We start from the raw sequence: 25,017 nt of genomic DNA on the forward strand, positions 1-25,017 counted from the left end.
CGTCCGTGGTTGTCACCGTTCAGTCTTGAGGGTCATGCCGGTTGGTGGGGCGCACGGGCGAGCGCGAGATCCACGGAGCCAGGCTTTGACGCTGGTGGGTTGCACCCTGGGTTCTGTCTGGACGGATGAGCCTCGTCAACCGGCCCGGGCGCATGAGCAAGGCCCTTTTCTCTTCTCGCAAGCTGCGGTTTTCTTTTTCTCGAAGGCCTTGTGTGATGGGCGTCTCGATTCGCTGTGTGACGAATATCCCTATTCTCTAGCCCGCTTTCCTCTCCGAGTTCAATTGCCGTCTGCATCACAGTTTGATTCTGCGCGAGTTGGTTAACTTGTTCCCGAGCTTGATTGAAATGTGGTTTGCGTCCTCTGCTCCTTCTTCAGACTGCAAACCCAAATCGAGATCCAGTTAACACAAACGAATTCGATACGCTCAGGACTGCTTAAGGTGATTGCCATGATGCGCCCCCTTCAAAGTTACTCGCCGCTCAAGGGTTGTGATCTGAGTTCCATTCTCGGGTCCGCATTCAAAGCAGCCGTGCTTTTCGGACTAACGGCGATGGCAAATGGGGCGGCTGGAGCGGTAACCCAGGTCGTCGATCTCCAGTGGGACGCGGTGGACGACGTTCGCGTCGACCACTACGAGCTCCGCTATGGTCCGACGAGCGGGCAGTATGACAACACGACGACGACGACTCTCACTGAGGCATCGGTCGAGCTGACCGCGTCGGGGACGACCTACTTCGCCGTGCGCGCCTGCGATGCGTCAGCCGCGAACTGCAGCGCCTTCTCGAACGAGATTTCCGTAACCCCTTCTGCGGGGGAAGGGCAAGAGACCGAAAGCCCCCTCGTCGTGGATTTCTCGGCAAGCACCCTGTCTGGCTCGGCGCCTCTGACCGTCACCTTCTCCGATCTGTCGTCAGCACAGTCCAGTAGCGGGGCCTCATCCGATTGGGATGCGCCTCAGGTCGCTGCTTCCGCCGAGTCCTCCGCGAGCTTGGTGACGACACGTGCTTGGGATTTTGGCGATGGTGGTCAGAGCAACGCAGGTAAGGCCGTGCATACCTACTCCGTGCCTGGTACCTACACGGTTAGTCTGACAGTCAATGGCCCCAATGGTACGGCGTCCGAGACGAAAGTTGCTTACATTAGCGTTCTGGCGACGGCTGCGAGCTCCGCATCATCCGGCGGTACCTCGGCGACCGCGAGCACGACCTCTGAGACTGCTGTCATCCAAGCGCTGCCCATCGAGATCGGCGATATGCAGATCAATCACAACTGGAAACGCATCGATTTCCAACAGGCGTTCGAAAACCCGATCGTGGTCGCGAAAGGTCTGAGCAGCATTGGTGCCGATCCGGCGGTGATTCGCATCCGCGACGTCGACAGCACGGGTTTCTGGGTTCGGGTGCAGGAATGGGACTACCTGAATGGTTGGCACGCGACCGAGCTGGCAAGCTACATCGCGATGGAGCGCGGCCAGTATGAGCTGCCGAACGGTATCCTGGTGGAGGCCGGCTCTCTGACGACGGATGCGACCGCTGCCTTCCAGTTCCAGGAGCTTGGCGCAGGTTTCTCGAAGGCGCCCGTGGTGTTCGCTTCGATCAATAGCGTCAACGAGGAAGACGCCGTCACCTCGCGGATCAGACAGACCAGCGCGAACGGCTTTTTCGTGAAGATGCAAGAACAAGAACTCAACAGCCAGACCCATGCGGCGGAGCGAATCGACTACATCGCCTGGCAGGCGTCCTCGGTCGAAGTGGATGGGATGCGTTTCGACGTCGGCTTTGCCCCGAGCGGGATCAACCAAGATCGTTCCACGCTGGCCTACGACAACGCCTTTGGCGACGCGCCGGTCTTCCTGGCCGACATGCAAACCACGAATGGTTCGGATCCTTGTTCCCTGCGCTTGAAGGACATGACGACCGGCTCTGTCAAGATGTGGGTTCAGGAGGAGCAGTCGAAGGATTCCGAGCTCGGACACCTCTCCGAAACCGTCGGATACTTCGTGGCAGAGCTGGCTGACTAACAGCATCACAGCCTTCCCGAACCGGAAAGCGCCTCCTCGTGAGGCGCTTTTTGCGTTCTGGCCCAACAGAATCCTGTCTATTCGGCTCGGGCGGCGGCCACCCATGCGGGTGGTCGCTCGGGTCGAGCCTGTGCCTTGCTCAAAGATGGTCAAGGGCGCGCATCCTCTGTCTCCGCCCGGGGCGCGCGGATCCGCGTGCCGGGCCTGCGCCTGGAAACACAGGGCCGCCTCGGGTACCATAATAACAAGCGGATTTTTCAATGGATTTGGCGCAAGCAAGCGCTGACGCAGCGTGGCGCTGTAGAGGCGTCTGTCAGGGAAACACCACTGGCATTGCAGGCGGAGCGTTCAGCTGCGACCTTGCCCTTGCGGCGCGTATCTGGCGCGATTCGATCCGGCCCGACGACCTGGATCCTTGACGCCTCGCTGTCCCGCGCGGGCTGTCGCTCCGCCCCTGTGCCGCCTGCTCCGGTGTCGGTCGCCAACCCGCTTGGTGCGCTGGATGGGGCGGCTGCCGTCGATGTGTTTGCCCCAGTACGAGGAGAGAGCTTCATGTGTGGTTTTTGCGGTGAAATCCGCTTCGATGATGCCCCTATCGATCTCGGCGCCCTGAGCGCCATGAACGCGGCCATGATCCCGCGCGGCCCGGATGGCCACGGGATATGGCAGCAGGGGGGCGTCGCTCTGGCCCATCGACGGCTCTCGATCATCGACCTGAGCAGCCATGCCGCCCAGCCGATGATCGACAGCGAGCTTGGACTCACGGTCGCCTTCAATGGTTGTATCTATAACTACGAAGAGTTGCGCGTTGAGCTGCAGGCGAAGGGCTATCGCTTCTTCTCCCACGGGGATACGGAAGTCGTCCTCAAGGCGTATCACGCCTGGGGTGCCGACTGTGTGGATCGCTTTCATGGCATGTTTGCCTTCGCCATCGCCGAGCGCGACTCCGGTCGTCTGACCCTGGTGCGCGACCGGCTGGGGATCAAGCCTCTCTATTATGCCGAGGTCAAGGGAGCGATGCGGTTTGCCTCGACCTTGCCGGCCGTGCTGGCGGGTGGGGGCGTCTCGACGGAGATCGATCCGGTCGCTCTCCACTACTACATGCACTTCCATGCGGTCGTGCCTGCCCCGCACACCATCCTTGCGGGCGTGCGCAAGCTCCCGCCGGCGACCATCCGCACCATCGAGCCCAACGGTCGCTTTCGCGATCGCACCTATTGGGAGCCGGTCTTCGAGGCACGGCCCGAGGAGCGCGGCCTGAGGTTCGAGGATTGGCAGGAGCGGGTTCTGGCCAGCCTGCGGACGGCCGTCAAACGTCGTCTCGTGGCGGACGTGGACGTCGGTGTCTTGCTCTCCGGTGGGCTGGACTCCAGTCTCATCGTCGGCCTTCTTGCGGAGCACGGGCAGCAGGGACTCAATACCTTTTCCGTCGGCTTCGAGAGCGTCGGCGAGGAGGTTGGCGACGAGTTCCAATATTCGGACCTCATCGCGAAACACTACGGTACCACTCACCATAAGATTCGGGTGGATTCCGCCTCCCGGTTACTGCCGGAGCTGCCGAGCTGTGTGCGGGCGATGTCCGAGCCCATGGTGAGCCATGACGTCATCGGTTTCTACCTCCTCTCTCAGGAAGTCGCCAAGCACGTCAAGGTGGTGCAGAGCGGTCAGGGCGCCGACGAGGTCTTCGCTGGCTATCACTGGTATCCGCCCATGGTCGGCAGCCTCGATCCGGAGGCCGACTATGCACGCGCCTTCTGCGACCGCAGTCACGAGGATTACGGCCGTGCGGTCCACGCGCGCTTTCACGGCGAGGACGACAGCCGTGCCTTCATTCGATCGCATTTCGCCCGGTCTGGCGCGGATGCGCCAGTCGACAAGGCGTTGCGCCTGGACCAGCAGATCATGCTGGTCGACGACCCGGTCAAGCGTGTCGACAACATGACCATGGCCTGGGGGCTCGAGGCGCGCGTCCCCTTCCTGGACCATGAGCTGGTCGAGCTGGCGGCGCGTATGCCGGACGAGCACAAGCTGTGCGACGACGGCAAGGGTGTGCTCAAGGCGATCGGGCGGAAGGTGATTCCGAGCGAGGTCATCGATCGGCCCAAAGGCTACTTCCCCGTCCCCGCTCTGAAATACCTGCGTGGTCAGGTCCTGGATACGGTGCGGGATGTGTTGCACTCCCAGCGCGCCCGCGAGCGTGAGCTCTTCCAGACCGCCTATGTCGATGAACTGCTGGCTGCGCCGGACGATCACATCACGCCGCTGCGCGGCTCGAAGCTCTGGCAAGTCGCCCTGCTGGAGATGTGGTTGCAGGAGCAGGGTGTCTGAACCCATTCCTACCGATCGATTCCCGATCGATTCCCGATCGAAGCGATTTCGATCGCGACAGGGGTGCCGACCCACATGGCAGGTCTTGGCGGCGTCCGGCGGCGGCGTGGATGCTGGGCAATCCCGGTCCGGTCGTCGACATCGGCCGGATAGGGCGGCGGACAGGCATCCCGACCACGGCGAGTGACGCAGAAAGGACAGCTGACGATGAGTATGAAAGAACGCTTCCATCACCGTCTCGAGCGCAGCAGGGCGCCCTCCGTCAAGAATTGGGATCGACAGCCGAGGGCCGACCAGTCCTTGGGTCAGTCCGCCACCGTTGATTGTGGCTGGGGTCGCCTGCTCTTTGGGCAGACATTCACTGACCCCAAGGTGCTCGCCAACGCGCTGCAGGACGAGCGCGCTGGAAAGCGCGACGTCGCGCTCTATCTCAGCGATCCTCATGTCGTCCTGTCCTACGCGCCGCAGGATCTCTTTCTCGACCCCTCGCACACCTTTCGGCTCTGGTTCGAGCGTTACCAATCCTGCCAACGCCGCCCCAAGGGCTTCCATGTGCGTCTGCTCAACAGTCTTGCGGACGCCGAGGCCATTCAGCGGCTCTACATCAGTCGCCGAATGGTGCCTCCCGGCGCGGACTTCATCTGGGAGAATCGGACCTCCAAGGTGCTGAGCTACTGGGTCGCCGAGGACGAGCAGGATGGCGTGATTCTCGGCGTCGTCAACGGCGTGGATCACGGCGCCGCGTTCGACGACCCCGAGAACGGCGCAAGCCTCTGGGCGCTGGCGGTCGATCCGCAGGCGCCTTATCCCGGAATTGGCGAGACCCTGGTTCGGCAGGTCATCGAGTACTACCTGGCCAGGGGCCGCGCCTTTCTGGATTTGTCGGTCATCCATGACAATCTCAACGCGATTCGGCTCTACCGCAAGCTTGGTTTCCAGCGCGTCCCAGCCTTCGCGCTGAAGAACAAGAATGCCTTCAACGAGCCACTCTTCATTGGGCGTCAGCCCGAGGCCAATCTGAACCCCTACGCCAGCATCATCGTCAACGAGGCGCGCCGGCGCGGCATCGGAATCGAGGTCATCGATGCCGAGGCCGGCTACTTCGCGCTCATTCTTGGTGGGCGGCGGATCGTTTGCCGCGAGAGCCTGAGCGAGCTGACCAGCGCGGTGGCCATGAGTCGCTGTGACGATAAGGCGATCACGCATCGGCTGCTCAAAAGGGCCGGGCTGCGGGTGCCCGAGCAGGCCAGGTATGAGGCGCTCGATCAGGCCGAGGCCTTTCTCTCCAAGCTCGGCAGCCTGGTCGTCAAGCCGGCGAGGGGCGAGCAGGGGGCGGGCATTAGCGTCGACGTGCGCGATGCCAAGACGCTGGAGCATGCGGTCGCGGCGGCGCGGCGCGTTTGCGATGTGGTCATTCTTGAGGAATTCGTCGCTGGCGATGACCTGCGGATCGTCGTGATCGATTTCCAGGTCGTCGCCGCGGCCATTCGCCGCGCGGCGCATGTGGTGGGCACGGGTCAGCACAGCATCCGGGATCTGATCCAGGCGCAGAGCCGCCGCCGTCGCGCCGCCACTGGGGGAGAAAGCTCTATCCCCATGGATGCCGAGACGGAGCGCTGCGTGCGACACTTCGGGCATGAAATGAACGACATCCTGCCGGAGGGCGAGTATCTTCAGGTGCGCAAGACGGCGAATCTGCATACCGGCGGCACGATTCACGACGTGACAGCCGAATTGCACCCCAAACTGGCGGAAGCGGCTTGCGCGGCCTCGCGTGTGCTGGATATCCCGGTGACCGGGCTGGATTTCATCGTCCCGGCGGTTGGTGAGCCGGATTACGTCATCATCGAGGCCAACGAGCGCCCGGGGCTGGCGAACCATGAGCCTCAGCCAACGGCTGAGCGTTTCGTGGATCTCTTGTTCCCGCAGACCGTTTTTCGGGAGGATTATTCTTGAAGTTGCCGACGATCGACTCGGACTATCTGGTCGATATCTTACTGAAGCTGCTCTTCACACCCAGTCCTTCCGGCTACACGGATCGGGCTGTCCACCTGGTCAGCGAGGAGTTGGAGCGGTTGTCCGTGCCCTTCGAGTTGACGCGACGCGGGGCCATTCGCGCCACGCTCTCCGGCAAGGTCTCTGAGCCGGATCGCGCCATCGTTGCCCATATCGATACCCTCGGGGCCATGGTCAAGGGCCTCAAAGACAACGGCCGGCTGGTGCTGGTGCCGGTCGGTCATTGGAACGCGCGTTTCGCCGAGGGCGCGCGCGCGACGCTCTTCACGGATACCGGGCAGTGGCGCGGCACCATCCTTCCGCTCAAGGCCTCTGGGCACACCTTTGCGCCCGAGATCGATAACCAGCCCGGCGGCTGGGATCATGTCGAGTTTCGGATCGACTCCAGGGTGAGGGGTCTCGAGGACCTATTGCGGCTTGGCGTGCATGTAGGGGACTTCCTCGCCATCGATACGACCCCGGAGATCACGGACACCGGCTTCATCAACGCGCGGCATCTGGACGACAAGGCCGGTGCCGCCGTGCTGCTGGCGGCCATCGAAGCGGTGACGCGTGAGGGCTTGAAGCTGCCGGTCGACTGCCATCCGCTCTTCACGATCTCGGAGGAGATCGGCTCCGGGGCCTCTGCCGCCCTGCATCAGGATGTGGCTGAGATGCTGACCATCGATAACGGCACCTCGGCGCCTGGCCAGAACTCGAGCGAGTTTGGCGTCACCATCGCCATGGCCGACCAAAGTGGCCCTTTCGATTATCACCTGACGCATCGGGTGATCCAGCTCTGTCAGGAGTTTGCCATCCCGCATCAGCGCGACGTCTTTAAATACTACCGCTCGGACAGTGCCGCGGCGCTCGAGGCGGGGAATGACGTGCGAACCGCGCTCGTCACCTTTGGTATCGACGCATCACATGGTTACGAGCGCATCCATCTCGACGCCTTGGAGTCGCTCGCCAGGCTGGTGGGCATCTATATGCAGGGGCCGCCCCTCTACAGCCGTGACCGCTATGGTATCGGGCCGCGCGCCGGCTTCCCGACGCTGCCGGGTTAGGGGCGGGCCGGGTGTCAGGCCCGGAGCTTGTCGGTCAGGAAGGGCTGGATCAGGTCCAGTATGGCGCGGTGGACCTTGAGATTTCCGGCGACCATGTTGCCGGTATCGAGGAAACGCTCCGCGCCGCTCAGGTCGGTGATGGTGCCGCCCGCCTCCTTGACCAGGAGGGCGCCAGCCGCGCAATCCCATTGCGCAAGCCCCAACTCCCAGAAGCCATCGGTGCGTCCGGCCGCGACGTAGGCGAGATCCAAGGCGGCCGAACCCGGCCGCCGCAGACCTGCCGTGGCCAGGGTCATGGCCTTGAACATGCCGAGATAGGCGTCGATGTGGCTTTGATCGCGGAAGGGGAAGCCCGTGCCGATCAGGGCGCCCTCGAGTGATGGCCGGTTGGCGACGCGGATCTTGCGGTCGTTGAGCTGAGCGCCTTGACCTTTCGCCGCCGTGAACATCTCCTCGCGCAAGGGGTCGTAGACGACCGCGCACTCGAGCTGGCCCTTGTACTGGAGGGCGATCGAGACCGCGAACTGGGGGAAGCCGTGCAGGTAATTCGTGGTTCCGTCCAGCGGATCGATGATCCAGAGGTGATCGCCCGAGCCTTGTTCGCCGCTCTCTTCCGCCAGGATGGCGTGGTGGGGGAAGCGGCCCCTCAGCTCCTGGATGATGGTCGCCTCTGCGGCGCGGTCGATGTCGCTGACGAAATCGTTGCGGCTCTTGGATTCGACCTTGATCTGGTCGACGCGGTCTGAGTAACGGAGCAGGAGCTTGCCGGCGCTGCGGGCGGCACGGATAGCGATATTGAGACTTGGGTGCATCTGTTGAGGGATATCCGGAGCGGTCGCTGTATCATGCTTTTTCGACACAGCGATGTTCGTGATGAAGTAACCGCTCATGATAGACCAATTCAAGGACTCACTGGCGCGAATCCGCTTCGTTCTGGTAGAGACGACGCACACAGGAAACATTGGCGCGGCCGCGCGCGCGCTCAAGACCATGGGGCTGTCCCGCATGGAACTCGTGGCGCCCAAGCAGCCGCCAGATGCGGAGGCGCTGGCGCGTGCCTCGGGTGCGGACGATCTGCTGGAGCGGGCCGGGCTGCATGCCACGCTCAACGATGCCCTGCACGGCTGCCGGCTTGTCGTCGGCGCCAGCGCGCGGCTCAGGACCATCGAATGGCCACTGCTCGATCCGGCTGAGTGCGCGCGCCGGCTGATCGCCGAGGCGGGGCAGGGCGAGGTTGCCTTGGTCCTGGGTCGCGAGAGTTCTGGCTTGACCAACGAGGAGCTGGCGCGTTGCCACTATCTGGTCCACATCCCGACCAATCCCGAGTTCAGCTCCCTCAATGTGGCCGCCGCCGCGCAGGTGCTCGCCTACGAGATCCGGCGAGCCGCCCGCGAGGCCAGTGGCGAGCCCTTGGAGGCATCCTCCAGAGATCTGGCGACAGCCGACGAGATGGAGGGGTTCTACGGCCATCTCGGCGAGACGCTGGGCCAGATCGGTTTCGGTGACCTTGAGCAGTCGAGGACGCTGATGAAGCGTCTGCGCCGGCTCTTCAACCGGGCGCGTCCGGATCGCGTCGAACTCAACATCCTGCGGGGCATTCTGAGCGCGGCCCAGGGTCGCAAGACGCGCGGCGCGTCCGAGCGCAAAGGCGAGCCGCCCGATGCGCAGCCGGCTGCTGAGCAGGAGACGTAAGAGACATCATGTTCGCTCGTCTAAAAGAAGACATCGGCTGCGTCTTCGAGCGCGATCCCGCGGCGCGGACGGCCTTCGAGGTCGTCACCACCTATCCTGGGCTGCATGCGGTCATGATGCATCGCCTCGCGCATCGCCTCTGGTTGCGGGACTTCAAGTGGCTGGCTCGGCTGTTGTCGAATGTCGCCCGGTTATTCACCGGCATCGAGATTCACCCGGGCGCGGTGATCGGGCGTCGCTTCTTCATCGACCACGGCATGGGTGTGGTCATCGGGGAGACGGCGGTCATCGGTGACGATTGCACCCTCTACCATGGCGTGACCTTGGGCGGCACGACCTGGCAGAAGGGTAAGCGTCATCCAACGCTCGGGCGCGACGTCGTCGTGGGCGCGGGCGCGAAGGTGCTGGGGCCGATCGAGATCGGTGACGGGGCGCGTATCGGCTCGAACGCCGTGGTCGTCAAGTCGGTGCCCGCGGGCGCAACCGCCGTTGGCGTACCAGGGCGAATCATCGAGCCCGCGCGGGACGCGACGGCCCAGCGGCGCGCCGATACAGCCAGGCGGATCGGGTTCGATGCCTATGGCGCGACGCGCGACGCGCCAGATCCGGTCGCCAATGCCATCAACAGCATGCTGGACCATATCCATCACATGGATGGGCGCATGGAGGTCATGTCTCGCGCCCTTGAGCAGCACGGCATCATGCATCACTTCGAGCACGATTCGGACCTGGATTCGATGGCGATCGAGGAGGCCGCGCACCCTGATCTGCCGCAGTCCGATAGTCTGAAAAAGAGTAGGGCTTAATTGATCGGAATGCTCGGGTAACGTATGATTGCAGCGAAAGTCATGCCGGGAGGATGCTGCACGTGAGACTGACCACGAAAGGCCGCTATGCCGTGACGGCGATGCTGGATCTCGCGATCCATCAAGGCAAGGGGCCGATTGCGCTGGCCGACATCGCTCAACGCCAGGGCATTTCCCTGTCGTATCTGGAGCAATTGTTTGCCAAGCTGCGCAAGCGTTCGCTGGTGACCAGCGTGCGCGGGCCTGGCGGCGGTTACAACCTGGCACGCCCGGCCGTTGACATCCATGTCGCCGAGGTGATCACGGCCGTGGACGAGAGTGTGGACACGACGCGCTGTGGGGGTGCCCACAACTGTCAGAACGATGGTCCCTGCCTGACCCACGATCTCTGGCATGACCTCAGCGATCGTATCTATGAGCACCTGAACAAGATCGATCTTCAGCAGCTCGTCGACAAGCGGGACGCATCCGGTAAGCGACCTCCGACAACCTGTGCCGCGATCGATGTCAAACTCGACGTGCAGCGGATCATCGTAAACGCCTGATCCGCGCGCTTCCGCGGGTTTTTCTCTTGGTCTCATTGGGGCGGTGCCGGTGGTCGGCGGGACTGGGCTCTGGTTCTGCGCAACCCCTGCGGTCGATTTCACTGGCTGCGCGCCCATTGCATCCGTCGTGCTGAGCTACGCCAAGAACTATTTCGAGCTGTTCGACCTCCCGACGCGCTTCGCCCTCGATCTGAGTTTGCTGGGCGAACGCTATCGCGCAGTCGTGAGGCGCTTACGCAACGAGGCGATTCCCGCTCTGCAGTGCGCCGACGGTAGTGAGTTCGCGCAGGCGCAGTGTCTGGTTGACGAGGCCTACCGCACGCTCAAGGATCCCGTTTCCAGGGCTCAATACCTGTGTGGACTCTTCTCGGTCGAGGAAGAGCCACGATGCTTCGGCAATGAGGCGCGCGACCGAATCGGCACCTCTCTCATGGAGCGGATCGAGCTGGAAGAGTCTCTGGTTGCGGCAACCAATCGCTCCGATCCCGCTGCTGCTGTTGCAACGGTGTTGACGCGCTTGGCGGAGCAGAGCGCGGCGCTCGACAAGGAGCTTCACGCCCTGCTCGCAGATCCCTCCCCTGAGCGTGTCAGCGCGGCCCGTGAGGTTGTTCGCCAGCTTCAGTTTCTCGGCCGCTGTCGCCGTGACGCTGAAGATCGCCTCGCCGAGCTGTGCGTTCGAGACTAGGCGTGGTTCTTGTGCTGCGCGCGGGTGCTTGGCGGCGGGAGCGTCAGCATTGTTCCCAAGGTAGCCCGCGAAAGCGCCAGCCGCCGAGGGTGCTGCGATGGTGGTGCTCGTCGAGATCGCCCTCGAATCCCTCCTCGACATGAAAAACGGACTTGAGGCCCTCCTGGATCAAGGCTCGTCCCGCTTCCAGTGAGCGCTTGCCGCTTCGGCAGATGAGGACAATAGGGGCGCAGCTCGCTTCCCGCTCGCAGACCGCGCCGCCCAGTAGCAGCTTACGGATCTCGGTGACGAAATGCGGGTTGACGACCCAATCCGGCTCGTCGATCCAGGGGATGTGCACGGCACCCTTCGGGTGTCCGACGAACAGGAACTCCATGGAGGAGCGGATATCCACGAGAACGGCTTGCGGATGGGACTGCAGCAACTCCATGGTTTCTTGTGGCGTGAGACCTGTTGGCAAGGCTTCTGTCATGGGGTGACTCCTCGATCGATGGTGGTTATGGTTGTCGTTGCGTTCGAACGGGCATCGGGCGCCGACATCGGGCCTGCAGTTCGCTGCTCAATGACGGCCGACCTCAATGACGGGCGACCCTCGATGCCAGCGTGGCGTCGGGCCAATGGGTTCTCGGCCTGTTCTAGGTATCCTTGGGGGCCTGGCGCGCAGTGTATCAAGTGGCCTTGTCGTCGTGTCTTCCTCGCAACCGGGTCGCGATGGTCTTTATTGAGGAGGTGGGTTTGGCGGAACGCGACGACAGTGCTCGATTGAATGCGGTAGCGCTAAGATCCGTGGGCGTTCGCTTGAAGGATGGCGGCGCGCGTCTACTCATGCGGCTGGTGGCTCGGTTGCCGCTGCCTGTCATTCACCGGCTGGGCGCGGCTGTCGGCTGGACGGTCTCTGTGTGGCCCAACCGACAGCGACGCAATGCGCTGATGAACATCGCGCTCTGCATGCCGCAACTGGGCCGGGACGCGCAGCGGCGTCTGCGCACGCGCAACCTGAAGGAGTTCGGCAAGACCTATTTCGAGATCGCCTATCTCTGGCTGAGGCCGGCCGATCACGTGCTCTCACTGATTCGGGAGGTCAGGGGTGGGGAGCTGCTGCAACGCAAGGGCGGCAAGGGGCTGATCGTGCTCTCTCCGCACATCGGCGCCTGGGAGCTGGCGGGACTCTATTTGGCCGCGCAGGGTCCGACGGCGATCTTCTATAAGCCGCAGAAGTACCTCGACGATATGATTCGCGCGTCACGTGCCCGCAGCGGCGCGGAGTTGGCGCCCATCACGGCGAAGGGGATTCGGGTGCTGGTCCAGGCACTCGAACGCGGCGAGTATGCGGGGATTCTGCCGGACCAGGAGCCCAAGGCCGACAAGGGGGCCGTCTTCGCCCCCTTCTTCGGTCAGCCTGCATTCACCATGCTGCTGGTCAATCGGCTTGCGCGTCGAACCGGCGCCCCTGTGATCTTCATGTTCGCCGAACGGCTCGCGGGCGACATGGGATTCCGGGTCCATTGTATTCCCGCACCCGAAGGTATCGACAGCGAGGACGACACCGAGGCCGCTGCGGCGCTCAATCGCGGCATCGAGCAGTGCGTCGCGACCTGCCCGGAGCAATATCTCTGGCCCTATAAGCGTTTCAGGCGCCGCCCGCAGGGTGCGCTCAAGGTCTACACCGGCCCTCTCGATGACGGCCATGTCTTTGAGCATGTCCAGCGGTTGCTTGCTTGACGCACGATGTCCGGCTGGATACGCGCCAGGGATGGGAGCTGGGGGTTGAGATGATTCGAGCGCCGAAGCGCTCGAACGCGATAGGCGGAGACTGGCCTGCCAGCAGCGGTATCTCGAAGCCTCGTGGGCTGGCTTCCTCGCCTCGGCAGGGCGATCTCTGTTTGGCGCTTAGGCGATGTTTTCCGTCGCGCTCTGGCTCTCGCCCTTGTTGTCGGTCCAGGTGATCTCGATCGGATCGCCCGCAGCCCCGCCTTTGAATTTGAAGGAGAGGTAGGGGTTCTTGGAGACGCCGCCGCTCCAAGAGGCGGTCATCACGATCTGGTCCTTGTGTTTGCAAACCACTTCCTGAATGAAGTGGGCCGGGATCTTCTCGCCGGTCTTACTATCCTTGCGCAAGCCGGTTTCCATCGGATGGCTCATCAGGCATTTCACTGTGGTCTCGTCGCCGCTGAGCTTGGCGCGAATCTTGATGTCGGACATCTGTTGTTCCTCGTTCTCTGAATCAGGGCTCTTCGCATTGGGTCCGGTCGATGGGGCGGTCGCGATCCGCTCGGATCAACCGCCGCAGCCGCCGATGGTGACCTTGACGCTCTTGGCGTTCTGGTAGAGCTTGCCGCCCGCCTTGACGACGGCGACGACATCGGCGGTCTCGGCCATCTTGATGCGGGTGGAGACAAAGGGCAGTGCCGATTCGCCCAGATCGAACCCGGCGATGAGCGGTGTCTGGTTCTTGGAGGCGATGATGGCGATCGAGGTGACGCCCTCGAGATCGGTCTCGACCGTCACCGGAACGACCGCGCCGTTCTCCGCGATGTCCGGTGCCTTGATCTTGATCTTATCGCTGGTCTCGGCGGAGTCGCCGCCGAGAAGATCGGTCAGCGCCGTCGGGATGTCCTTCGCTTTGAAGGCGGATTCGTTCCACTCGGCGAGGACGAGCTGAGGTGTCAGTAATCCCGCGCCGATGGCGACGCCGACCGAGCCGGCGGTTATCGAGCCTTTCAGCAGCGTTCTGCGTTTTGCGTCGATCATGAAGGGCCTCCTTCGAGCCTGGTGTGATGGGGCGTGGTGTGATGGACGTGTGATCTGATGTGATGTGATCGGTGCGTCGATTGGCGAGTTCAGGACCCGCGTGCGTCGCGATGGCTGGCCGATCAATATGGCTGGCCGATCAACGGTTTCCAAACGGCATCTGCCTGAAGGCGAACGGCTGGCTGTCGAGCGCGCGTTGCAACTGCGGGCCGCGTGGCCAGTGCTGGGTCAGGCTTGGGGTGCATGAGGGTGCTGACGCCGCCCTCGGTGTCGTCATCGTCGTGTCTCCTCGTCAGTGAAAATGCTGCAGGGTAAGTCCCGGTTCGTTTTGCTTGCGTCCCTTCTTTTTGTCCTTGGCGTCGCGCTCTTCTTCCTTCCAGACATCCAATCGGGCCTGAATCAGGGCCGCATCGTGGTAGGCGATATCGCGTTGCCGCAGTGCGATCTCAAGTTGGCGGATCGCGGGCTCCGCGTCGCCCTCGGCATAGAGCTTTTCGGCGCGGAATCTGTGCGTTGCAGCGAGATCTCCGGCCTTGATGGCCGCTTGCTCCAGTTTATCGTACAGCATGGCGTTACCGGGACGCAGTTTGGCGACGGTCGTCAGCTCGTCGATGGCGCGTCTTGGCTGGCCGGACTCCATGAGCGCCTCGGCATAGGCGACCCGCAGTGGCCAGCTTCCCGATGACAGGCCGATCGCCTGCTTGAGGTTGTTGACCGCTAGATCGGGTCGGCCCTGCTTCGCATCGAGCTGCGCATCCAGGACGAGGAATTCGGGCAGCATGGGATTGCTGGCAAGCAGCTGGGATGCGAGCTCCTTGGCCTCCTTGAGCTTGTCCGCGCGTGTCAGCGCGAGCGCGTAGCCATAGCGTTCGGCCGTCTCATTGCGTAGACGTCCTTCTCGCAAGGTGTCGTGAAAGTGTGCGACCGCCTGCTCCGGACGCTTGTAGCTCTGCTCCCGAAGCTTCGCGCGCGCGAGCTGGAAGCGCAGGCTGTCGGGGCGCTGGCGGGCGCCGAAATCGTCCGCGCGGCCCAAGGCATCGGCGATGCGGTTGCTGTTGACGGGGTGAGTGCGCAAGAGTTCGGGCGCGTTGGTTTCGTAGACGCGGCTGGACTTGGATAGCCGCTCGAAGAACCCGGCCATGGCGTAGGGGTCGAAGCCTGCGTTGGAGAGGGTGACGATACCGAGCCGGTCTGCTTCCTTCTCGTTGTCGCGGGTGAAATTGATCTGTCGCTGCAAGGTGGCGGCCTGGATGCCGGCGATTGCCGCCATGCCCGCGTCCGAGGAGACCTGTGCGCCAAGGATGGCCGCCGCGACGATGAGCGCGGTGGCCGGAATGGTCATCTTGCTCTGATCGGCGATGCTGCGCATCAGATGCCGCTGCGTAACGTGGGCGATTTCGTGGGCCATGACGGCCGCCAGCTCGCTCTCGGTCTCGGCCGCAAGGATGAGGCCGGCGTAGACGCCGATATAGCCACCGGGTCCGGCGAAGGCGTTCACCACGGGCTCATCGATGACGAAGAAGGTGAAGTTGCCGCTGGCGTCGCTGTCTGCCGCGAGCAGCGATCGTCCGAGCGACTCGACATAGTCGGTGAGGACCGGGTCGTCGAGCACGGGTAAGGATTCCCGGACGCTGCGCATGAACGCCTTGCCCAAGCGCAGCTCGGCGCCCGTACTCATGACGCTGTCCGAGGGGCTGCCCATGTCGGGCAACTCGAAGGGCTCTGCCTGGACCTGGCTCAGGCCGACCGTAGCCAAGGTGCCGATGGCGAGCAGGAGTCGTCTGAATCGCGTGGGATGTTTGCTCGGTGTCATGGTCTGCTCGGGCAGGCTTCCGCCGTCAGGTCTCCGGCATCATGACCATGGCGACGAACGGAGGATGCGAATCTCTCACTCATCTATGTCTCTGTCATCTATCTCTCAGTCATCGATATCTCAGGCATCGAGTCGCGTGAAGCGCGTTGCATGAAGTTAGAGCGGGTCTGGGCCTGAGTCAATTGAGCTGGATGCGTTGACCCCAGGGAACCTTGGCATGCCCCTTGACCAGCCAGATCACGGGGTAGGGTGGCTCTTGGCACGGGCGCTCGCCCTCGGCATCGGTGAAGTAGACCAGCAGGTCAGGCTGGACGCCCTCCCGTTCCACCCAGTCGAAGACCGGGCGGAAGCTGGTGCCGCCGCCGCCCTGGATGCGTTCGGGGCGTCGGAAGTCTTCCCAGGGCTCGAACCGGAATGGCGCGCCCTCGCACAATGTCGTATCGCAAGGCAAGAGGGTGATGCGCGCGCGCACCTGACCCTTGAGGGCGTCGATCTCGGCGATGAACTCATCGAGCTCGGCATCCTTGATGGAGCCCGAGGTGTCGATTGCAACGACGAGGTCGAGTTGTTGGCTCCTGAGGCTCGGGAGGATGAACTCGCCTTCCCGTCGCGATGGACGTTGATAACTGTAGTCGTCGCGTGACAAGGCGCTCATATGGCGCGCCAGTAGCATGCGCCAGGGAAGCTGCGGCTGCAGCAGGTGATCGATCTGGCGGGCCAGCTCGCCGCCGAGCTTGCCGGCCTGCAGGGCCTGCTGGGCGGCGCCCGCCAGGCGTTGCCGCCACTGAACGGAGAGGGTCTCGCGCTCGTCCGGCGTCAGTGGCTGGGGCTCGCCCGTGGCACTGCCCTGGCCGGCATCGGACGGATCATCGCCGGCCGCGCCACCTGTCTTTCCGTCGGACTGCGTTCCGGCCTTTGGGGGGCTGGGGCGGTCCAGATCCTTTTCGGTCAGGCCGGACCGGGTGCCGCCGGTTCGGTCCTCCTGATCATAGAGGTGCCGATCCAGCGGCTCGGACTCGTCTGCGTCGTCGATCAGTGGATAGATCTCTTCGGCAGTCAGTCCCTTGAACAAGGGCATGACCAAGGCGTTGGGGGGCGGGCTGAGGCCGTCCTCGATCAGAAGGGGGTTGATGGCGTAGTCGCAGGCCAGGTCCCACTTGTGTCGGATGCGGTGCTGCCGGCGGGCGAAGTGCGACAGCGCGCAGTGCAAGGCCTCGTGCGCGAGCATGAACTGGGTCTGGTCGAGGCTGAGCGCGTCGATGTAATCCGGGTTGTAGTAGAAGACGCGGGCATCGGTTGCGGTTGTTGGGCACCATTCCGGGGCCGCCGGCTGCATCGGGAGTCGCAGCACCAGGGCGCCGAGGAAGGGTTTGTCCAGGATGAGTCGTGTCCGGGCGGCCGCAAGCTTGGTCTCGATGGCGGCCTGGTCCGCGTGGCTGGCGGCCTCAGTCATAGAACATCACATCCGAGACACGCTGCGCCCAATCGGCGAAGGCCGGCACGTCGAACAAGCGGCTGCCGACGGCGCGGTGCAGATCCGAGACCAGCATGACGCCCATCTCGCGCTCGGGAAAGCGTCCGGCGTAGTGGAGGATGTTGCCGATGATGGTGATCCCGTCTGGATCCTTCAGGGCGCGGATCGCGCGTCCGACCAGGGCGGCGGCGACCGCATACTGGAGGTCGATCTCGCGGGGCGCTGGGACGGTTTCGCCGCGCACGATGGCGTCCAGGTCGGGCATTTGGTCCAGGCTGCGGACGAAGGCTGTGAGCTCGATGCCGGCCGCTGGGCCGACGCAGGCCTGAAGCGTGCCTTGCAGAAGGTCTGGTTCATCCTCGAACTTGTGCAGCCCGCGGTGCGCGAATTCCCAGGAGCGGGGTGACGGGAAGGCGACGGGGTTGTGAGCCGGGTCGAAATCGAACAGGAGTTCGGGGCGGAAGCGCAAGAAGGCGATCAACCGCTCGTCGATCCCCGCGCCATAGGCCCAGGCGACCCAGTCGTCCAAGTGAGTCTCGACCTCGAAATGGGAGAAGCGGTTGGCCAGAGGCGCGGGCATGCTGTAGGTGACGCCGCGATCACCTTGGCGGTTTCCGGCGGCGAAGATGGCCCATCCGGGCGGTACCTCATAGTCGCCAAGCCGGCGGTCGAGGATGAGCTGATAGGCCGCGGCGGAAACCGCTGGTGGCGCGGAGGTGATCTCATCGAGAAAGAGGACGCCCTTTGGGCCGTGGCGCTGCGCATTCGGCAGCATGGCCGGTATGGCCCATTCGACGCGGTGCTCCGTGCGGAATGGGATGCCGCGAAGATCGCTCGGCTCCATCTGTGAAAGGCGGATGTCGATCACGGGCGCCTGGTGTCTGGAGGCGACTTGGGCCACCATCTGCGATTTCCCCACGCCAGGTGGACCCCAGAGCATCACGGGTGTGTGTTGGCCTTCGGCTGTACTGATGAGTTCGCGGTCCAAGACGCGAAGGAGTTGAGCTGGGCGCATGATTGAGTCTCGACCTCCAGATACGGCGATGGGTCTGAGCCGCATCATCCTTGCTTCGTCTCGCTCACATGTGTTCTTGGTGGCGGTTTCGCAAGGCTGTCGTCCTTGACGGAAATCATTGCGCGGCGCGAAGCGGGGGAAGCCTCCAAGCGTCCAAGCGTACTTGTCACCTATTAGAAAAACGCTGTATTCTTATGCCCCTTCTCGTCCCCGTGATCGTGCCCGTCGTTCGGGTGGCGCTCCGTCCGAGAGTTGAATAAGAGCGAGGACTTGGCGAATCGTGATGGGAACATCATGATCTGTCTATCTTAATAAGCCGAGGTGGTCGCGTCGCCAGAGACGAAGCCATCCCTAAACGAAGTAGCTCGGAGATCGGAAATGAACCAGATTTACTACGATGCCGTGACCAAGATGGAACAGATGGGTGTCGACGACGAGTATATCCAGGGTTGGCAGTGCGGCTTCCTCCAGAATCCGAAGCGCGAAGAGCAGCGTCTGACCGAAGCCTACGAGGCCGGTTACACCGACGGCGAAGAGAAGACGACCGACAATTTCGGTGACTGGGTAAAGGCCTAAGGCCGCAACTGCCCTCTGGCCGGAGTCCAAGCCGGCCGGACCTTGGGCGTGAGTGCCTTTCCCTGCCATCTCCTCGACTAGCCGCTCGGCGGGCGTCGAGTGGGTGGCGGTTGCACGCATTGCGCTCGGGCGTGAGCGGATGCCGGATTCAGGTTCCTTGGATTCCTCCCGCCCGCTCTTCTGTCCTCTTCCCCTCTGAGTGCCGCGGGCATTGGCTCCGTCAATGCTCGGTCAACCTTCATCCCTGAGTGTCTTGAGCGGCGGCTGGATCAACAGCGGATAGGTCGCCAGTGTCCCCGCCAGGCCAATCAAGAGGGCCGAGCCCAAGACGCCGACCGCCCAGAGTGCGGGATTGGGGCTGAACTCCAACTCGAAGAGCTGCTCGGCCAGGATATAGCCGGTCGCTTGCGCAAAGATGGTTGCCAACAGCCCGGCGAGCAGTCCAGCGCCGGCGAATTCCACGGCCAGGCTGCCCAGGAGCGCGCGCCGGCGCGCGCCAAGTGTGCGCAAGACGCCATGTTCGACCCGACGCTGTTCCAGGCTGGCCTGAATGCCGGCATACATCACCAGCAGACCCGCTACCAGGGTGAAGAGGAAGACGTACTCGACCGCGAGCACGCCGCGGTCGATGATCGCTCGAACCTGCGCGAGGATGGCGTCGACATCCAAGCTCGTCACGCTCGGGAAGCGCTGGGTCAGCTCGGCGATGAGCGGCTCGCGATCTGGCGGCAGATAGAAGCTGGTGATGTAGGTTGCCGCCTCGTCTTTGAGCAATGCCGGGGAAGAGGCCACGAAGAAGTTCACGTTGAAGCTGTCCCACTGCACCTCTCGGAGGCTGGTCACCGGGGCGCTCACTTCATGCCCAGAGACCCAGAAAGTCAGCTCATCGCCGAGCCCGATTCCCAGGGTCTCCGCAATACCCTGCTCGACGGAGAGTTGTGGCGCCGCCGCCGCGTCGGTCCACCAGCGGCCGGCGACGATGCGGTTATCCGGCTGCGCGTCCTCAGCGTAGCTCAGGTTGAATTCGCGGCTGGCGAGGCGTTCCGCGCGCGGATCCTCGTAGTCGCTGGGCTCGACGCTGTGCGCGTTGATGCGGAGCAGTCGCCCGCGAATCATGGGGTAGAGCACCGGTGCCGGGATGTCGGAAGCGCGCAGGAAGCCTTTAAGGGGCTCGACTTCCTGCGGTTGGATGTTGATGAGGAAGTAGTTGGGTGCGCCCTCCGGCAGCGTCTCCTGCCAGGATTTCAGCAGATCCACCCGCACGACAGCCAGCAGCAGCAGTGCGAGGATGCCGATTCCGAGCCCCGTGATCTGCAGCACCGCCGTGCTCGGGCGGCGGGCGAGGGCGGCTAGCCCCAGTCGCCAGACACCGCGTGCGCGCCCGGCAAGCCCGCCCGCAAGCCGCACCAGCCCCAGCACCGTGAGGATCAGCGTGACGAGGGTGCCGAGCACGGCCGCCAGGAGCTTCCAGGCAAGCTCGGCGTCGTTCGCCTGCCAGAAGACCAGCACCGCCAAGGCCGCGGCGGCGGCCCCCAGGCTCACGGCGGCGGACGCGCGCGGGGCGCCGAGGTCGCGGCGGATCGCCCGAAGTGGCGGTACCTGAGCGAGCTGGAACAGCGGCGGGACGGCGAATCCCAGCAGCGCCGTCATGCCCGTCGTCATGCCGACCAGCGCGGGCGCGAGCGATGGCGGTGGCAGATCCTTCGCAAACCAGTCCGAGAGCGCGAGCGCCAGGCCCTGCTGTCCGGCCCAGCCCAGGAGGCAGCCGAGCAGGCTCGCCAAGAGCCCGAAGACCACCAGCCGCAGCACGAAGACCTGCATCAGGAGGTGCCTGGCGGCGCCGAGGCAGCGCATGACCGCCACCGCATCGATCTGGCGCTCGACGAGGCGATGGCTCGCCAGCGCAATGGCCGCTCCGGCCACGAGCAGCGTGACCAGTGTGGCGAGGTGGAGGAAGCGCGATGCGCGCTCGATGGCGGAGGCGAATTCGGGACGTGCATCGGCGGCGTCGTCCAGCGTGACATCGACACCGAGCTTGGGCTCGACCCAAGCCTTGAAGCCGGAGACGGCATCGGCCGGGCCAGCGACGAGCAGCCGGTAGGTCGCGCGGCTGGCGGGGCCGATGAGCTTGGTCGCCGCCAGGTCCGTGCGATTCATCAGCACGCGCGGCGCGATATTGAAGAAGCTGCGACCCTGGTCAGGCTCTTTGGTCAGGATCGCCCCGATACGCAGCTGTGTGTCTCCCACGCCCAGCTCCGCTCCGACGTCGACCGCCAGGAGTCTCAGCAGGCGCGACTCCGCCCACGCCTCGCCGGCGGCGGGACCGCTCAGCGCCGCGCGGTCTGGCGCCTCGAGCCCATCGCTGAGCCGGAGCTCGCCACGCAGCGGGTAGCTGGGGTCGACCGCCTTGATTTGGACGAGCTGAGGCCCTCGCGCAGCGACCACGACGCTGCGAAACTCCACCAGCTGAGCGATGTCGAGTCCGCGCGCCCGCGCCTCTTGCGCGAAGTCCTGCGTCAAGGGGTGGGATGACTCGAGCACCAGGTCGGCCGCGATGAGTGCGCTGCCTTGCCGCTCCATGGTCGCCTCGACGCGGTCCGTGAAGAAGCCGACGGCCGTGATGGCGGCCACCGTGAGGACGAGCGCGGCGCTCAGCAGATAGAGTTCGCCGCTGCGCCAGTCTTGACGCAGCAGCCGCAGGGTGATGCGCCACGCCTTCACGCCAGGGACTCCAGATGCCCGTTGTTCATGACGAGCCGACGGTCGCAGCGCTCAGCCAGCTGCGCGTCATGGGTGACCAGCACCAACGCAGCGCCGGCCTCCTCGCGCAGGTCGAGCAGCAGGTCGATGATGTGCTCGCCCGTGGCTTGATCCAGATTGCCGGTCGGTTCGTCGGCGAAGAGCACGCTGGGCCGCGGCGCATAGGCACGCGCGATCGCGACGCGCTGTTGCTCCCCGCCCGAGAGCTGCTTGGGGTAATGGTCGGCGCGAGCCGCGAGGCCGACGCGCTCCAAGGCTTCGTCGGCGCGGCGCGCCGCGTCCCGGGCGCCGGTCAGCTCGAGCGGCAGCAGCACGTTCTCGCGCGCGGTCAAGGTGGGCAGCAGCTGGAAGTTCTGGAACACGAAGCCCACGCGACCACTGCGCAGCTCGGCGCGTCCGTCCTCATCCAGGTCCGAGACGCGCGTACCGCAGAGCCACACCTCGCCCGAGGTCGGGTCGTCGAGTCCGGCGAGGAGTCCCAGGAGCGTCGATTTGCCCGAGCCCGAGGCGCCAAGGATGGCAACGGCCTCTCCAGCCTCGATCTCCAGGCTCAGGCTCGCGAGGATGGTCAAGCCGCCCGCGGGGCCGTTAACATGCTTCCCTAATCCGATTGCCCTAGACACGGCTTGAGCGCTGCTCTCTAACATGATCCGTCGACTCCTGATGTTACTCGTGCTGCTGCCCTTCGCGGTCGTCGCGCAGCCTCCGGTGGTTCTCGTTCTCGGAGACAGCCTGAGCGCTGGCTACGGCCTCTCAACCGAGGCGGGGTGGGTCTCATTGCTCGCGCGGCGCATTCAGCGGGAAGGGCGGCCGCATCAAGTCGTCAATGCCAGTGTCTCAGGCGAGACCACGGCTGGCGGGCTGACGCGCCTCCCGGCGTTACTGGAGGAGCATCGGCCGTCTGTGCTGGTGATCGAGTTGGGCGCCAATGACGGACTGCGCGGGCTGCCTTTCGGTGTGATGCGGGAGAATCTGGGCGGACTCATTCGGCTCGGTCGCGATAGCGGCGCCAGCGTGCTCTTGATCGGCGTACGTCTACCGCCAAATTATGGTGTGGCTTACACCGAGGGCTTTCAAGCGGTCTTCCGCGAGGTCAGTACCCAGGAGGGTGTGCCCTTGGTGCCTGCGCTGTTGAAGAACGTCGCCGAGCACTGGGATCTGATGCAGTCCGATGGTTTACACCCGACGGCGGCTGCGCAAGACAGGCTCTTGGACACTGTTTGGCCGACGCTGGAGCCGCTCCTCGCCGCGCCCGAGCGGGGCACGCAGTGAGCGAAGGTTTTTGCTCAGTGCCGCCCTGTCCCCCGTGATAGGCATCAAGGCGCGAGTTGTACCGATATCCAGTCGTCGTTGAGACCACCGATGAACACCGAGATGCTGAAGGAAGAGATCAAGAGGGAGCTGCCCGGTTTGCTGCGGGACGACCCCGCGTTCCGTGCCTTTGTCCTTGATGTGACGCGCTCCGAGTATGCTGGGCGCGCGGAGACTCAAGACCGTTTCTGGGAAGTGCTCGCCGAGCTTCGCCGCGACCGCGAAGAGCAGGCGCGCAAGTGGAATGAGCAGAAGGCGGAGGATAAGCGCAAATGGGACGAGCAAGCACGCAAGTGGGACGAGCAGGCGCGCAAGTGGGATGAGCAGAAGGCCGAGGACAAGCGCAACTGGGACGAGCAGAAGGCCGAAGATCGGCTCAGGTGGGATGAGCAGCGGCTGAAATGGGAGCGCAATCAGGACGAGCTGCTGCGCCTCCATGAAGAGATCATGGCGCAATCGAAGAAGGTGGATCGCTCGATCGGTGCCTTGGGCGCTCGCTGGGGGCTGCAATCCGAGCGGGCCTTCCGCGACGCGCTGGCCTCGATCCTCGAGGAGAGTTTCGGGGTGCAGGTCATCAACGTCAACGAAATCGATACGACAGGCGAGGTCTTCGGGCGTCCCGATCAGGTCGAGCTGGACGTGATCGTCAAGAACGGGCAGCTCCTCATTTGCGAGTTGAAATCCTCGATCGACAAGGCGGGGATGTACAGCTTCGAACGCAAGGCGCGTTTCTACGAGCGTTTGCACAATCGAAAGGCCGACCGGTTGATCGTGATCTCGCCCATGATCGATCCGCGCGCGCTCAAAGTCGCGGCGCAGCTGGGGATCGAGACCTTTGGCGACTCGCTCGATATCACTGGGGTTTGATGTCGCCTCCGGCGTATCGCCCGCTCTTCAAGCACACATCATCTGGAGTCTCTTATGCAACGCGTTACCATCGTTGGCGCCGGCTTCGCGGCCCTGACGGCCGTCCGAACGCTTCGGCGGCTCAAGCCAGACCTCGAGATCACCGTCGTCAGTCCGCGGCCCGAGTTCGTCTACTATCCTGGGCTGATCTGGGTCCCCGCGGGTCTGCGCACGGGCGATGACTTGGTCATCGATCTGAAGCGCTTCTTCGGCAGGATGAAGGCGACCCATTGCGCCGCGGAGGCGACAGGTCTCAGCGACGGCGGCCGTGTCCTCGAGACCACGCAAGGCCCGATCGAGAGCGATGGCCTGATCCTCGCCAGCGGTGGGCGCTTCATCAAGAAGCTGCCTGGGATCGAGCATGCCATCGTCCCCTGCGAGGGCGTCGCGGCGGCCAAGGCGATCCGCGACCGCGTGCGCGCCATGGACGGTGGCAGCATCGCCATGGGGTTTGCCAGTAATCCCAACGAGCAAAGCTCGATGCGTGGCGGACCCGTCTTCGAGTTCCTCTTCGGCATGCACAACCAGCTGCGCAAGGAGGGGCGGCGCGACAGGTTCGACCTGCACTTCTTTACGCCGGCGGAGCGACCCGGAAATCGTCTGGGCCCCAAGGCCGTCGACGGCTTGCTCGGCGAGATGAAGCGCTGTGGCATCACCACCCATCTCGGCCACAAGCTCAAGGGCTTCTCGGAGGCCAGCGTCACGACGGAGGCAGAGGAATTCCCCGCGGATCTCATCCTCTTCATGCCGGGGTTAACGGGGAACGCCTGGTTCGACAACACGGATCTGCCGCGCTCGCCGGGCGGTCTGCTCCAAGCGGATGCCCAGTGCCGCGTGCCGGGCTTCGAGCGGGTCTACGTGGCTGGCGATTCCGGCAGCTTTCCAGGCCCTGACTGGATGCCCAAGCAGGGGCATATGGCCGATTTGCAGGCGCGTGCGGCGTCGCGCAATCTGGTGGCCGAACTCGATGGGAAAAGGCCAACGGCCGGTTTCCGCGTGGAGCTCATCTGCATCGTCGACACCAATGACAGCGGCATGCTGGTTGCGCGTACCGAGAAGTACAATCTGGTGTTGCCGTCCATGCGCATCTTCCACTGGCTCAAGCGCTTCTTCGAGTGGATCTATCTGCGCCGCTATCATTGATGCGCGTCGGCCCGTCGACTTCGCCTGCGCCCGGCGCGCAGGTGAAGCCGTGACGGCTCGGGGCAGTGCTCACTGCATCTCACGACCATGGCGCGATCTGGGCACTCCTCGCCGGCTTCTCCTCCGT

22 protein-coding genes are annotated in these 25,017 nt (G+C 64.0%); 13 read left to right on the plus strand and 9 right to left on the minus strand.

Annotated elements, in window-relative coordinates; translation table 11 throughout:
• Nucleotides 1-451: 451 nt before the first annotated feature.
• The 4 genes from CKO23_RS04815 to CKO23_RS04830 all read left to right on the plus strand — a co-directional run bounded on the left by CKO23_RS04815 (nucleotide 452) and on the right by CKO23_RS04830 (nucleotide 7,413).
• Nucleotides 452-2,023, plus strand: a complete 1,572-nt coding sequence (locus tag CKO23_RS04815) for a PKD domain-containing protein (protein WP_242482224.1) — start codon at nucleotides 452-454, stop codon at nucleotides 2,021-2,023.
• A 552-nt stretch (nucleotides 2,024-2,575) separates the two neighbouring features.
• Complete coding sequence (locus CKO23_RS04820) at nucleotides 2,576-4,351, plus strand: N-acetylglutaminylglutamine amidotransferase (RefSeq protein WP_200328630.1); 1,776 nt, start codon at nucleotides 2,576-2,578, stop codon at nucleotides 4,349-4,351.
• A 207-nt stretch (nucleotides 4,352-4,558) separates the two neighbouring features.
• Nucleotides 4,559-6,307: an N-acetylglutaminylglutamine synthetase gene (gene ngg, locus CKO23_RS04825; protein WP_200328632.1), complete on the plus strand. Its 1,749-nt coding sequence runs from the start codon at nucleotides 4,559-4,561 to the stop codon at nucleotides 6,305-6,307.
• Nucleotides 6,304-7,413 carry an osmoprotectant NAGGN system M42 family peptidase gene (locus CKO23_RS04830; protein WP_200328634.1) on the plus strand — a complete coding sequence of 370 codons (1,110 nt, stop codon included), beginning with the start codon at nucleotides 6,304-6,306 and terminating at the stop codon, nucleotides 7,411-7,413. Before ngg ends, CKO23_RS04830 begins: the two co-directional genes overlap by 4 nt.
• Nucleotides 7,414-7,427: 14 nt before the next feature.
• On the opposite strand, the gene CKO23_RS04835 is transcribed toward CKO23_RS04830, so the two are convergent.
• Entirely contained in the window at nucleotides 7,428-8,225 is a 798-nt protein-coding gene (locus CKO23_RS04835) for an inositol monophosphatase family protein (protein ID WP_200328635.1), read from the minus strand.
• A 76-nt stretch (nucleotides 8,226-8,301) separates the two neighbouring features.
• Between CKO23_RS04835 and CKO23_RS04840 the strand changes: the two genes are divergently transcribed.
• The 4 genes from CKO23_RS04840 (at nucleotide 8,302) to CKO23_RS04855 (ending at nucleotide 11,141) form a co-directional block, all read left to right on the plus strand.
• Nucleotides 8,302-9,105: an RNA methyltransferase gene (locus tag CKO23_RS04840; RefSeq protein WP_200328637.1), complete on the plus strand. Its 804-nt coding sequence runs from the start codon at nucleotides 8,302-8,304 to the stop codon at nucleotides 9,103-9,105.
• A gap of 8 nt (nucleotides 9,106-9,113) precedes the next feature.
• A complete protein-coding gene (gene cysE / locus CKO23_RS04845; protein ID WP_200328639.1) occupies nucleotides 9,114-9,911 on the plus strand; it encodes a serine O-acetyltransferase in 798 nt (265 codons plus the stop codon).
• A 62-nt stretch (nucleotides 9,912-9,973) separates the two neighbouring features.
• Nucleotides 9,974-10,456 carry a Fe-S cluster assembly transcriptional regulator IscR gene (gene iscR / locus CKO23_RS04850; protein ID WP_200328641.1) on the plus strand — a complete coding sequence of 161 codons (483 nt, stop codon included), beginning with the start codon at nucleotides 9,974-9,976 and terminating at the stop codon, nucleotides 10,454-10,456.
• Nucleotides 10,457-10,583: 127 nt separating this feature from the next.
• Nucleotides 10,584-11,141 carry an iron-sulfur cluster co-chaperone HscB C-terminal domain-containing protein gene (locus tag CKO23_RS04855; protein ID WP_346014567.1) on the plus strand — a complete coding sequence of 186 codons (558 nt, stop codon included), beginning with the start codon at nucleotides 10,584-10,586 and terminating at the stop codon, nucleotides 11,139-11,141.
• A gap of 43 nt (nucleotides 11,142-11,184) precedes the next feature.
• On the opposite strand, the gene CKO23_RS04860 is transcribed toward CKO23_RS04855, so the two are convergent.
• Nucleotides 11,185-11,613: a rhodanese-like domain-containing protein gene (locus tag CKO23_RS04860; RefSeq protein ID WP_200328643.1), complete on the minus strand. Its 429-nt coding sequence runs from the start codon at nucleotides 11,611-11,613 to the stop codon at nucleotides 11,185-11,187.
• 263 nt (nucleotides 11,614-11,876) lie between these two features.
• On the opposite strand from CKO23_RS04860, the gene CKO23_RS04865 reads away from it, so the two are divergent.
• Nucleotides 11,877-12,863, plus strand: coding sequence for a lysophospholipid acyltransferase family protein (locus CKO23_RS04865; protein WP_440870561.1), 987 nt, complete (start codon nucleotides 11,877-11,879; stop codon nucleotides 12,861-12,863).
• A gap of 168 nt (nucleotides 12,864-13,031) precedes the next feature.
• Here the strand turns inward: CKO23_RS04865 and soxZ are convergent, their stop codons facing one another.
• From soxZ to CKO23_RS04890, 5 genes are all read right to left on the minus strand, one after another.
• Nucleotides 13,032-13,343: a thiosulfate oxidation carrier complex protein SoxZ gene (gene soxZ / locus CKO23_RS04870; protein WP_200328645.1), complete on the minus strand. Its 312-nt coding sequence runs from the start codon at nucleotides 13,341-13,343 to the stop codon at nucleotides 13,032-13,034.
• 75 nt (nucleotides 13,344-13,418) lie between these two features.
• Nucleotides 13,419-13,892, minus strand: coding sequence for a thiosulfate oxidation carrier protein SoxY (gene soxY / locus CKO23_RS04875; RefSeq protein ID WP_200328647.1), 474 nt, complete (start codon nucleotides 13,890-13,892; stop codon nucleotides 13,419-13,421).
• 292 nt (nucleotides 13,893-14,184) lie between these two features.
• Complete coding sequence (locus tag CKO23_RS04880) at nucleotides 14,185-15,705, minus strand: M48 family metalloprotease (RefSeq protein WP_200328649.1); 1,521 nt, start codon at nucleotides 15,703-15,705, stop codon at nucleotides 14,185-14,187.
• A gap of 178 nt (nucleotides 15,706-15,883) precedes the next feature.
• On the minus strand, nucleotides 15,884-17,158 hold the full coding sequence (locus tag CKO23_RS04885) for a vWA domain-containing protein (RefSeq protein ID WP_200328651.1): 1,275 nt from the start codon (nucleotides 17,156-17,158) through the stop codon (nucleotides 15,884-15,886).
• On the minus strand, nucleotides 17,151-18,194 hold the full coding sequence (locus tag CKO23_RS04890; RefSeq protein ID WP_200328653.1) for an AAA family ATPase: 1,044 nt from the start codon (nucleotides 18,192-18,194) through the stop codon (nucleotides 17,151-17,153). Before CKO23_RS04890 ends, CKO23_RS04885 begins: the two co-directional genes overlap by 8 nt.
• 378 nt (nucleotides 18,195-18,572) lie before the next feature.
• On the opposite strand from CKO23_RS04890, the gene CKO23_RS04895 reads away from it, so the two are divergent.
• Nucleotides 18,573-18,770, plus strand: a complete 198-nt coding sequence (locus CKO23_RS04895; protein ID WP_200328655.1) for an Alvin_2107 family globule sulfur oxidation protein — start codon at nucleotides 18,573-18,575, stop codon at nucleotides 18,768-18,770.
• Nucleotides 18,771-19,001: 231 nt separating this feature from the next.
• Here CKO23_RS04895 and CKO23_RS04900 read toward each other — a convergent pair whose 3' ends face one another.
• Together CKO23_RS04900 and CKO23_RS04905 are read right to left on the minus strand one after the other, a co-directional pair.
• Nucleotides 19,002-21,491 (minus strand): FtsX-like permease family protein, encoded by a 2,490-nt coding sequence (locus CKO23_RS04900; RefSeq protein ID WP_200328657.1) that lies wholly within the window; start codon nucleotides 21,489-21,491, stop codon nucleotides 19,002-19,004.
• Entirely contained in the window at nucleotides 21,488-22,177 is a 690-nt protein-coding gene (locus CKO23_RS04905) for an ABC transporter ATP-binding protein (RefSeq protein ID WP_200328659.1), read from the minus strand. Before CKO23_RS04905 ends, CKO23_RS04900 begins: the two co-directional genes overlap by 4 nt.
• Here CKO23_RS04905 and CKO23_RS04910 point away from each other — a divergent pair.
• The 3 genes from CKO23_RS04910 (at nucleotide 22,176) to CKO23_RS04920 (ending at nucleotide 24,890) form a co-directional block, all read left to right on the plus strand.
• Nucleotides 22,176-22,802 carry an arylesterase gene (locus CKO23_RS04910; protein ID WP_200328661.1) on the plus strand — a complete coding sequence of 209 codons (627 nt, stop codon included), beginning with the start codon at nucleotides 22,176-22,178 and terminating at the stop codon, nucleotides 22,800-22,802. The two genes, CKO23_RS04905 and CKO23_RS04910, sit on opposite strands and share 2 nt — an antisense overlap.
• Nucleotides 22,803-22,892: 90 nt before the next feature.
• A complete protein-coding gene (locus tag CKO23_RS04915; protein WP_200328663.1) occupies nucleotides 22,893-23,708 on the plus strand; it encodes a PD-(D/E)XK nuclease family protein in 816 nt (271 codons plus the stop codon).
• A gap of 54 nt (nucleotides 23,709-23,762) precedes the next feature.
• On the plus strand, nucleotides 23,763-24,890 hold the full coding sequence (locus CKO23_RS04920) for an NAD(P)/FAD-dependent oxidoreductase (protein WP_200328665.1): 1,128 nt from the start codon (nucleotides 23,763-23,765) through the stop codon (nucleotides 24,888-24,890).
• The last annotated feature ends 127 nt before the right edge of the window (nucleotides 24,891-25,017 follow it).

It is taken from the genome of Thiocystis violacea (genome assembly GCF_016583565.1).
Taxonomy (GTDB): domain Bacteria; phylum Pseudomonadota; class Gammaproteobacteria; order Chromatiales; family Chromatiaceae; genus Thiorhodococcus; species Thiorhodococcus violaceus_A.